Origin of the sequence: Flavobacterium luminosum (assembly GCF_023635005.1) — a bacterium.
Lineage (GTDB): Bacteria > Bacteroidota > Bacteroidia > Flavobacteriales > Flavobacteriaceae > Flavobacterium > Flavobacterium luminosum.
This window is the reverse complement of sequence record NZ_JAMLJM010000013.1, coordinates 1-9,360: the sequence shown is the minus strand read 5'-3', so window position 1 is coordinate 9,360 and position 9,360 is coordinate 1. Positions and strand designations below refer to the sequence as shown.

Annotated in this window: 6 protein-coding genes; 3 read left to right on the top strand and 3 right to left on the bottom strand. The window is 34.0% G+C overall.

Going from position 1 to position 9,360, the window contains the following annotated elements:
- The 3 genes from NAT50_RS12080 to NAT50_RS12070 form a co-directional block, all read left to right on the top strand.
- Positions 1-1,347, top strand: a 1,347-nt coding sequence (locus tag NAT50_RS12080; protein ID WP_250593482.1) for a gliding motility-associated C-terminal domain-containing protein, incomplete at its 5' end; no start/stop codon positions are given.
- A gap of 7 nt (positions 1,348-1,354) precedes the next feature.
- The gene (locus NAT50_RS12075) at positions 1,355-2,272 is read left to right on the top strand and encodes a PorP/SprF family type IX secretion system membrane protein (RefSeq protein WP_250593481.1); all 918 of its coding nucleotides are present in this window, start codon (positions 1,355-1,357) and stop codon (positions 2,270-2,272) included.
- A gap of 16 nt (positions 2,273-2,288) precedes the next feature.
- Complete coding sequence (locus NAT50_RS12070) at positions 2,289-4,214, top strand: OmpA family protein (RefSeq protein ID WP_250593480.1); 1,926 nt, start codon at positions 2,289-2,291, stop codon at positions 4,212-4,214.
- 37 nt (positions 4,215-4,251) lie between these two features.
- On the opposite strand, the gene NAT50_RS12065 is transcribed toward NAT50_RS12070, so the two are convergent.
- The 3 genes from NAT50_RS12065 to NAT50_RS12055 all read right to left on the bottom strand — a co-directional run bounded on the left by NAT50_RS12065 (position 4,252) and on the right by NAT50_RS12055 (position 8,746).
- A complete protein-coding gene (locus NAT50_RS12065) occupies positions 4,252-6,480 on the bottom strand; it encodes an ATP-binding response regulator (protein ID WP_250593479.1) in 2,229 nt (742 codons plus the stop codon).
- A 133-nt stretch (positions 6,481-6,613) separates the two neighbouring features.
- Complete coding sequence (gene ettA / locus NAT50_RS12060; protein WP_250593478.1) at positions 6,614-8,302, bottom strand: energy-dependent translational throttle protein EttA; 1,689 nt, start codon at positions 8,300-8,302, stop codon at positions 6,614-6,616.
- Between the two features lie 222 nt (positions 8,303-8,524).
- Positions 8,525-8,746: a hypothetical protein gene (locus NAT50_RS12055; RefSeq protein WP_250593477.1), complete on the bottom strand. Its 222-nt coding sequence runs from the start codon at positions 8,744-8,746 to the stop codon at positions 8,525-8,527.
- Between the last annotated feature and the right edge of the window lie 614 nt (positions 8,747-9,360).

Genomic DNA, 9,360 nt, shown 5'->3' with positions numbered 1-9,360 from the left:
GATTGTGCCGGTAACCAAACCGTACACACTCAAATTATTACGGTTCAAGATACTACTAAACCAACTTTCAACGGTACACTTCCAGCAGATGTAACTGTCGAATGTGACAATATCCCTGAGCCGGCAACTTTAACCGCTTCGGATAATTGTGACAACAACGTATCGGTAGTATTCTCTGAAACTTTCAGTGGAAAAGAAGACCAGTGTGCGGCCAACTATACCATCACACGCACATGGACAGTGACCGATTGTGCCGGTAACCAAACCGTACACACTCAAATTATTACGGTTCAAGATACTACTAAACCAACTTTCAACGGTACACTTCCAGCAGATGTAACTGTGGAATGTGACAATATTCCTGAGCCAGCAACTTTAACGGCTTCGGATAATTGTGATAACAACGTATCGGTAGTATTCTCTGAAACTTTCAGTGGAAAAGAAGATCAGTGTGCGGCCAACTATACCATCACACGCACATGGACAGTGACCGATTGTGCCGGTAACCAAACCGTACACACACAAATTATTATAGTTCAAGATACTACAGCACCTCTTCCAAATGTAGAGATACCTTCTGTTCTGGATGTGAATTGTGATCAGGTTCCAGCTGTACCAAACATTGAATTCAAAGACAACTGTTCTACAGAAGTTACTGTCAACTTTACAGAGAAACAATCTGATCAAACCCAATATGGCTATATAATAACAAGAAATTGGGTAGTAGCAGATCAATGTGGTAACCAAGCTGAATACAATCAAGTTATTAACGTAACTATCGACCAGCCTTTCTCTTATGTTCTTGGTTCAGTTTGTAACGGAGACGACCCAATCGATTTATTTAGCTTCTTAAATCTTACAGAAGAAGAAAAAGAAACGGCTACATGGGTTGATGTTAACAACACGGGAGGTTTAACAAACAATATGTTAAATCCAGCAGGTATTCCAGTCGGATTCTATCTATACAGATGTACTATTACTAGCGGTTCTTGTCCAAGAGTCATAGAGGTTTATATGACAATTGACGATGATTGTATCGTATTACCATGTACTATCAATGAATTAAAAATATCTAAGGTAGTTACACCGGGTGGAGACGGATATAATGATACTTTTAGTATCACTGGGCTTGAAACATGTGGATTCACTTACGATGTTAAAATTTTCAATCGTTGGGGAGCATTACTTTATCAAAATGCAAACTATCAAAATGATTGGAACGGTGTTGCGGATCAAGCTATATCAAGCAATAACTTACCAGCCGGAACTTATTATTATGTTGTAAACATAGTAAATAGTGGGTTTGACACCTTCAACGGATATTTTTATTTAGGAACCAAAAACTAATCACCATATGAAACGTATAATAATAACCATAATAATAGGTGTTTATTCGCTCTGCACGAGTGCACAACAAACACCACAGTTTACACAGTACATGTTTAACACCATATCTGTAAATCCAGGATATGCAGGAAGTCGCGAAGCTTTAACTGTAGTAGGATTACACAGAAGTCAATGGGTGGGTATGGACGGAGGTCCCACGACTCAAACATTATCTATACATTCACCATTAAGAAATGAAAAAGTGGGAGTTGGATTTTCTTTCATTAATGATAAATTAGGATATGAAAACTTCAACTATTTATATGCTGATTTTTCATATACCATTAATTTATCTCAAGAAACTAAATTGGCTTTTGGAGTAAAAGGAGGTTTTACTTACTACAATATAGATCAGGCACTTTTAAACGACCCAGATGTATATAATGATCCTTATTTTCAGGAAAAATTAAATCGTTGGACTCCTAACATTGGCGCCGGAATTTATGTTCATCAGCCAAGATGGTATGTTGGTGTCTCCTCTCCAAAATTAATTGAGAACGATTACAACAAAAATGGTAATTATGTATCATTCGAACAAATGCACTTTTATACCATTGCGGGATATGTTTTTGATTTAAATGATACTGGAAGTGTAAAAATGAAACCAACCGGTTTGGTTAAATTAACCAAAGGAGCTCCTGCTTCTTATGATGCAACGCTATCGTTCTTATTCAATGATAAATTATGGATTGGAGGCTCTTATCGATTTGAAGATTCAGCCGGAGCACTTGTAAGTTTTCAATTATCAAAACAATTGACTCTGGGTTATGCTTATGATTATCCAATTTCTGATCTAAAACCTTACACCTCTGGTTCACATGAAATCATGTTAATGTTTGATTTCAAATTTGATAAAGCTAAATATAAATCACCTCGCTATTTCTAACCTAAATTACTGAATTATGAAAAAAGTCATACAAATATTAGTAGTAATTCTACTTTTTGGATTTACCACTTCTGCTTCAGCTCAATTTGGGAAACAAAAAAGAGCAGATGCTTTATACAATAGTTTTTCGTACATGAAAGCCATAGACGTATACAAACAATTGGTTGAAAATAATTACAATGCTGATTATGCTAAAAGAAGATTAGCCGATTGTTATTCGATGCTTCGCGATCCTCAAAATGCAGCTACTTATTATGAAGAAGTCGTTAAGCAGCCAAATATCGATCCAGAGTATTATCTGAATTATGCGCTAGCGCTACGTTCCTTGAAAAAATATGATGAAGCTAAGATTTGGCTGGATAAGTATAAAGAAGCCGGTGGTGTAGATTCCAGAGTACAAAAAATAATCGACGACAAGGACTTTGTTACAGATATTTACAATATCAAACAGCAATACTTTTTAAAACCCGCTCCTTTTAACTCTGAGGTAAGTGACTTTGGAGCAGTAGAACAGAACGGTTTTGTCACTTTTGCATCAAGTCGCGATAAAGGAGTAAGCATCAAACGAATCTATTCGTGGAACCAGCAACCTTTTCTAGAGCTATACAATATCAAAAGAAACGGTGATAATTTCTCAGAAGCCGAAAAAATAAAAGGAGACATTAATACAAGACTTCACGAAGGTCAAATATCGGTGTCCAAAGATGGTAAAACAATGTATTTTACCCGAAATAATATTTTAAACGGTAAAAAAGGTAAAGACGATCAAGGAATCAATAATCTTAAGATATACAAAGCGAGTCTTAATGAGGAGGGCGAATGGAAAAACGTAAAAGAATTACCTTTTAACTCTGAAGATTATTCTGTAGGACATCCTAGTTTGTCATCAGATGGTAAAACACTTTATTTTGCTTCTGATATGCCTGGAGGAAAAGGAAAATCGGATATCTACAAAGTGAGCATCAATGGAGACTCGTACGGAACTCCTGTAAATTTAGGAGACAAAATCAATACGGAAGGCAACGAACTATTCCCATTTGTACACAATGATGGAAACTTATTTTTCTCTTCAGATGGATTATTAGGTTTGGGAGAATTAGATATCTTCTCAACGATTCTTGACGAAAATGGAAATGTTAGCGAAATTATCAATCTAGGAGTTCCTATTAATTCTAACATGGATGATTTTTCATTTTTCATGAACGATAACGGAGAAACCGGCTTTATTGCTTCTAACCGAGAAGGAGGCAAAGGTGATGACGACATCTATAGTTTCGAGCGTATTCCGCTATTTGCCATTAAAGGAACCGTTACAGATGCTATTAACAAATTGCCTGTTAAAGAAGCTAAGATCATTATTAAAGACAAAGACGGTATTCCTATTGCTGATTTAATTACAGATGAAAAAGGAACTTACAGTATTAATGTAGACAGAGAAACATTTTATACAGTAGAAGTTTCTCATCCGAAATACCAACCAGAACCTTCGAAAATAGCAGATACTCGAAATTCAAAAGGGAAAAGTTTTGTTGTAGTTGATTTTGAGTTAGATCCAGTAAAAGATGTCGATGTCTTAGCAGAGATTAATATAGATAATATTTATTTTGATTTTGACAAACATACTATTCGCGCCGATGCAAAAATCGAACTTAATAAAGTGGCTGATTTAATGCTTATCACCTATCCAAATATGGAAATAGAAATCAGTTCTCATACGGATAGTCGCGGAAGTTTTAAATACAATGAAGCATTAGGTATTCGTAGAGCCAATTCTACTTATGACTATTTAATTTCTAGAGGTGTTAATCCTAAAAGAATTAAAAAACATGAGGGATTTGGAGAATACAATCTAGTAAATGATTGTAAAGATGGTGTAGACTGTTCTGAAGAAGCGCATCAGCTAAACAGACGTTCGGTATTTACAGTCATAAAAATGCAATAATATCATACGCTTATTGCATTGAAAAACCTTTCAAAATTTATTTTGAAAGGTTTTCTTTTTTATGTTTTGTTACGATTTCAACGATCATGTCATATAAAACTTTCGAATCAAATGGTTTTATCATCACGGCATCCATTCCTGATTTCAGAATTTCATCATTGATTTCATGTTTATCAAACGCAGTTAAAGCAATGATAGGAGTTTTAATGCCTTTGTTTCTAAGAATCCTGGTGGTTTCAAAACCATTCAAAAGAGGCATATTAATATCCATTAAAACAACATCAAAATAAGCATCTTCCAAAATTTTAATAGCTTCAAAACCACTTTCTACAATAGTAATTTCAAAATTAAAACCCTTAAGTATTTTCTCCGTTACAATCTGATTAATCTTATTGTCTTCTACCAATAAAACTTTAATTTTTCCTAATTTTTCAAGTTCATCAGTACGGGTGACTTTTTCTATTATATCTTGATTTTCTAAAGTATCAGCACATTTCAAATTGGCAGTAAACAATACCTTAGTTCCTTTATGCTCTTCACTTTCTAAATGAATCGTACCTCCAAAAAGAGCTACTAATTTTTTAACAATAGGTAAACCCAAACCGGTTCCTTGGTAGTCATCATCCCTGCGTTCGATCTGAACAAATTCTTCGAATATTTTCTCATGGTATTCCTTTGAAATACCTATACCGTTATCAATTACTTGAAATTCTAGTTGACAAATATTGTTTTCTTTAGTTAGAACTCTTGCCTTTACTTCTACCTTTCCGTTGATCGTAAATTTTAAAGAGTTACTAATTAGATTCATGAAAATTTGGGACAACCTAATTCTGTCACCAATTAAAAACTTTGGAACAGAGGAATCAATCTCAATCGAGATGTTATTTTTATTCTTGAAAGACAAAACATCGAAACTATTTTTGATAGATTCTAGTTCTTCGCGAATATTGAAAGGTACATCTTCTAAAACAATTTTTCTTTCAGATATTTTATTCATCTGAAGAATATCATTCACTAACGACAATAAATATTTAGCCGAAAATTTTAAAGAACTCAAATATTTGCTACCACTTAACTCAGGATGTTCTTTATTGATGATATCTGTAATACCGATCACTCCATAGAGAGGTGTTCTTAATTCGTGGGTAATGGTAGACACAAATTGAGATTTTAGTTTGGTAACTTCCTCTGCTTTCTCTTTGGCCTCTTTGAGTTCTTTGTTAACCTTTTTAAGGTCTTCGTAATTTTTCCTTCTTAACTTACTATTTCTAAATGAAGTATAAGCAAAAGCAAATAAAATAATCATGGAAATTAAACACAAAAGAATAATAATCCATGTTTTTTGCAAACTTTTCTCTTTTTGTTGCTTTTCAGATTCAATAAAATCGATCTGTCTTTTGTATTCTTCGATTTCGATTTTATTTTCAAAATCTTTTACTTTATTAGAACGCTCTTCATTATAAATTTTTTCCTTTGTAGTACTATATAGTTCTAAATAGTGATAGGCTTCTTCATATTTTTTGTTCTTTAAATAATATTTTGAAAAAAGAAAGTAAACATCCGCCAAGTACGAATCTAATAAATTGGTCGTACTGTTTTTGCCGTAAGAAATGGCTTTTTTGAAGTTCTCCTCTGCTTTTTGATTATTCCCTTTATGACTGTAATAATTTCCGAGTTGGGAATAATAGGTTATACGAGCCTCAATTTCATCATGAAATTTCATGTATTTTTCGGCCTTACTAATATATGGAAACCCTTCATCAAACCTTCCTTCGTCAAAATAAGCACCTGAAATATTCAATGAGTTATAAGTAATCTGAATTGGATTTTTAGTTTTTTCTGTAAAAACTAAGCCTTTTTTGTAATACTCCATCCCCTTCTCAAAATTATCCTGATAATAGGCATAGAGAGCTCCCATATTATTATAAACCCAATCTTGTACCGTATCATTTTTAACCAATTTGGCATGATGTAATGCTTTGGTATAGTATTGTTCGGCTTTTTGAGTATCGGAAAATTCTAAGAAATTGGTTGCTATAACATTATAGGCTTTGGCTTTTAAAAGATCATCATCAATTTGGTTGGCTTCAGATAGAGCTTCTTGTGCCAGTTGTAATGATTTCTCACAATTTAGATCGAATAATGCATTTCGGGCTTGAGTTATTTTTTCCGAAATACTTTTTTTAGAAGAAGGTTCTTTTTGAGCATATGAGCTATTCGCGATCACTACGAACAAAACAATAATACAATGTAATGTTTTAAACATATATTTCTTAGAATTAGCTCAACAACTCACTTTTATTTATCAATCAAAATACGTAATTTTTATTCTTAATTCCTAATCCGTCATGAGTAAAAAAAAACTTCGCCTTGAGAGCGAAGTCTTTTTTGTCATTATTTTATCGAATCAGTTTTTTGTACTTAATTCTTGTTGGAGCTACATCTCCTAAACGTTTCTTACGGTTTTCTTCGTAGTCAGAGAATCCTCCTTCAAAGAAATACACCTGAGAATCTCCTTCAAAAGCTAAAATGTGAGTACAGATACGGTCTAAGAACCAACGATCATGGGAAATTACAACCGCACATCCTGCAAAATTCTCCAAACCTTCTTCTAAGGCTCTCAAGGTATTGATATCTAAATCATTCGTAGGCTCATCCAGTAAAAGTACGTTTCCTTCCTCTTTTAAAGTCATCGCTAAATGCAAACGATTACGTTCACCACCAGACAAAGTGTTTACTTTTTTATTTTGCTCACTTCCTCCAAAATTGAATTTAGACAAGTACGCTCTAGAATTCACCTGACGACCTCCCATCATAATTAATTCTTGACCATCACAGAAGTTTTCCCAAATTGATTTTTCAGGATCAATATTAGAATGCGCTTGGTCTACATACGCTATTTTTACAGTTTCTCCTGTCGTAAACTCTCCAGAATCCGGTTTCTCTTCTCCCATAATCATACGGAAAATAGTCGATTTTCCGGCACCATTCGGACCGATGATTCCAACGATACCTGCTTGCGGTAGTGTAAAATTCAAGTCATCGTACAACAATTTGTCTCCAAATGCTTTGGCTACATGTTTTGCTTCAATCACATGGGTTCCCAAACGAGGTCCGTTAGGAATATACAACTCTAACTTTTCTTCTAATTGTTTTTGGTCTTCATTCAACAAGCGGTCGTAGTTTTGCAAACGTGCTTTTTGTTTGGTCTGACGTCCTTTTGCACCTTGACGAACCCATTCTAACTCTCGCTCTAAAGTTTTACGACGTTTCGAAGCTGTTTTTTCTTCTTGCTCCAAACGCTTCGATTTTTGATCCAACCATGATGAATAGTTACCTTTCCAAGGAATACCTTCTCCTCTATCCAACTCTAAAATCCATCCCGCTACATTATCTAAGAAGTAACGGTCGTGCGTTACGGCTATAATAGTTCCTTTGTATTGTTGTAAATGTTGCTCTAACCAATGTACCGATTCTGCATCCAAGTGGTTGGTTGGCTCATCTAATAATAATACATCCGGTTCTTGTAACAACAAACGACACAAAGCTACGCGACGGCGCTCTCCACCAGATAACACTTTAATTGGTATATCTGAATCAGGACAACGCAAAGCATCCATTGCAATTTCTAATTTTGTATCTAGTTCCCAAGCACCACAAGCATCAATTTTATCTTGTAATTCTGCTTGACGATCCATCAGTTTTTGCATCTTGTCAGCATCCTCATATACTTCAGGCAAACCAAACTGATCGTTAATGGTATTGAACTCCTCCAATAGTTTCACCGCTTCTGCAGCTCCTTCACGAACGACTTCAATCACTGTCTTGTTTTCGTCTAATTGAGGCTCTTGCTCTAAATACCCCACAGTGTAACCTGGTGCAAATACCACATCCCCTTGGTAATTCTTATCGACACCAGCAATAATTTTTAATAAAGAGGATTTACCCGAACCATTCAAACCTAGAATACCAATTTTGGCACCATAGAAAAAGCTCAGATAAATATCTTTTAGTACTTGTTTGTTCGTCGAAGAGTAAGTCTTACTCACTTTCGACATGGAAAATATCACTTTCTTATCGTCAGACATAATGTTCTTAAAATTTATTATGAAATGCAAATATAGGATTTGTCAGGTTCAATTCAAAAATTGGTTTTCAAACAACCATCTGTACCGAAGTTGTATTGTTTTTATTTAAAAGTTATCGAAACTTTAAATAGATTAAGATAAAGAAAACGCATTGCTAGACAACGAACAATAACCCAACAAATAGAAAAAATAACCTTATCTTTTACAGTAATTTACAATATTTTATTTCAATGATTTTTTAAGTTCATGGAATGAATTTATTTCTTCACGAAAATCGTTAGCCTTTACAAAATCGTTTTCTTTGATCGATGCTTCTTTTAATTCCAATAGCTCTTGAATTCTATTCTCTATTTTGTCTAGAAAAGATTGTTGGGAATAGTCGAAATAATGCAATAGTCTTTGCAGTTCCTGTAATTCGTCAAGGTTTACCGAAGTAAAATCCAATTGGTTTTGCTTTGCTAGTAATCCTGAATGTATTGTCTGTAATTCGCTTTCTCGTTTCTTTTTTTCTTCTTTCCGCTCCGTTGCTACTTCATATTTCTGAAGAGAAGACTAAGCGCTTCTTTTAATGCGTGGTCAAGTTCAAGTAATTCTAATTTTAATTTTAGAATGTTACGTTCGATTTCATAGTTAGTCTTCATATCACAATTATTTTTTTAAAATTTTAAACCCGAAACGGGTCTCAGTTAGCTGTCTTTCTCTAATCATTACTATTATTGGCTCTTTTGTGAGAATGATAAGCCCTAATTTACTACAAAATAAACTACTCTGTCAGACTCATTATTTAACACCTTGGTATACAAATCTAGCACTTCTTTAACTAAAAAATAAATAATCATATAGTTTATCACTTCGACGCAGGAGAAGTCTCATAAAGAGAAAAAACTTAATAAGATGCTGATTCAAGCCTAGCTAACAGGTGAAGCAAACAAGTTCAGCATGAACTGTGTTTATTTCCAAATTTATTTTAGTTAATTTTCACTGAATAATATTCTTTTTTTGTTGCAATCGCAAAAGCTTGTTTTAATAATTTGTTTACAACTGCAATTAATGCAAGC

What these genes read in the sequence shown, in the direction of transcription:
- NAT50_RS12070 (WP_250593480.1), top strand. Translation starts at nt 2,289, where the DNA reads ATGAAAAAAGTCATACAAATATTAGTAGTAATTCTACTTTTTGGATTT.
- NAT50_RS12075 (WP_250593481.1), top strand. Translation starts at nt 1,355, where the DNA reads ATGAAACGTATAATAATAACCATAATAATAGGTGTTTATTCGCTCTGC.
- ettA (WP_250593478.1), bottom strand. Translation starts at nt 8,302, where the DNA reads ATGTCTGACGATAAGAAAGTGATATTTTCCATGTCGAAAGTGAGTAAG.
- NAT50_RS12065 (WP_250593479.1), bottom strand. Translation starts at nt 6,480, where the DNA reads ATGTTTAAAACATTACATTGTATTATTGTTTTGTTCGTAGTGATCGCG.